The sequence below is a fragment of the Sphaerisporangium sp. NPDC088356 genome (assembly GCF_040685555.1).
Lineage (GTDB): Bacteria > Actinomycetota > Actinomycetes > Streptosporangiales > Streptosporangiaceae > Sphaerisporangium.
In genome coordinates, this window is record NZ_JBFBIK010000281.1 from 1 (window position 1) to 1,273 (window position 1,273).

The 1,273-nt window shown below is 72.7% G+C and carries 2 protein-coding genes; both read left to right on the forward strand.

Annotated features, from left to right (window positions below; translation table 11 throughout):
- Window positions 1-252: carotenoid oxygenase family protein (locus AB0O34_RS36890; RefSeq protein ID WP_363923659.1), on the forward strand; the 252-nt coding region annotated here is incomplete at its 5' end.
- 67 nt (window positions 253-319) lie between these two features.
- Window positions 320-862 carry a GNAT family protein gene (locus AB0O34_RS36895; RefSeq protein ID WP_363923661.1) on the forward strand — a complete coding sequence of 181 codons (543 nt, stop codon included), beginning with the start codon at window positions 320-322 and terminating at the stop codon, window positions 860-862.
- The last annotated feature ends 411 nt before the right edge of the window (window positions 863-1,273 follow it).

Here is a 1,273-nt window from a genome sequence, read left to right on the forward strand (position 1 = left end):
GCGGCCGGCACCACCCAGGTACGGGAGCTCGGCCCCGGGTGGCGCGCGGGCCGTCCCGTCTTCGTCCCCCGCGGGATCGCCGAGGGCGACGGCTGGATCGTGGTCCTGGCACGGAACGCCGCGCTGGGCCGGAGCGAGCTGCTGGTGCTCGACGCGCTGAACCTGACCGGCCGCCCGGAGGCCGTGGTCCACATTCCGACCACTCTCCCGGACGCGCGGCACACCACCTGGGTGCCCGCTCGCGACCGCTGAACCCCGGCCCCCCGCGTCCGTCCCGGCCGCCGCCGGGCCTCCGGCAGGCGTGGGCGATAATTCCTGAATGCTCCTGTCGACGGCCCGGCTGACCCTGCGTCGCTTCCGCGAGGACGACGCCGCGGCGCTGGCCGCCTACCGCTCCGATCCCGGCGTGGCCCGGTACCAGTCGTGGGACGCCCCGGTGCCCGTGGCGCAGGCCCGGGCGCTGATCGCGTCGTCACGGGCCCGCGACCCCCGGGCGCCCGGCTGGTTCCAGTACGCCATAGAGCGAGAGGGCGTGCTGATCGGCGACATCGGCGTCAACCTGCACGCCAACCTCATGCAGGCGGAGATCGGGTTCACCCTCGCCCCCGGCTGCCAGGGGCACGGCTACGCCACCGAGGCCGTTGGACGCGTGCTGGAGCACCTGTTCGAGGAGGAGGGCCTGCACCGGGTGTCGGCCGAGTGCGATGCCCGCAACCTGCGCTCGGCCCGGCTGATGGAGCGTCTCGGCTTCCGCAGGGAAGGCCTGCGCCGCGCTCACACCTGGAGCAAGGGCGAGTGGACCGACGACCTGCTCTACGGGCTGCTGGCCGACGAGTGGCGGCGCCCGCCTTCCCCGGCCTGACACGACGCCGGCCGGCGTCGTCACGCCTGGCAGCGGTACGGCCTTGCGGCGTAGCCACCTCACCCCGTCGCCGAAGACGGTCTTGGGGCCATGTCCGGCGCCCGCGCGTCCGCTCCATGCCACGAACACCTGCTCCAACTCGCCGCGCGACCGCGCACCCGCCGTACGCCGCCGCCTCACGATCAGTCAGGAATTCCACCGGCGTGCCCCCCGAAGCAGCATCCATCGTTAACCAACCCACAGCGACCCAACCGTCACAGCGCTCCGACAACTCGAACCGCCTTGACAATAAAAATGTTCGGTGAGAGTGTTGGGTCATGTTCGAAGTGGCGGTGATCGAAGACCCGGCAGCGGCCGAGGCCTCGCTGGACCCGGTGCGGTCCCGGTTGCTGGCCGAGCTGGCCCGGCCGG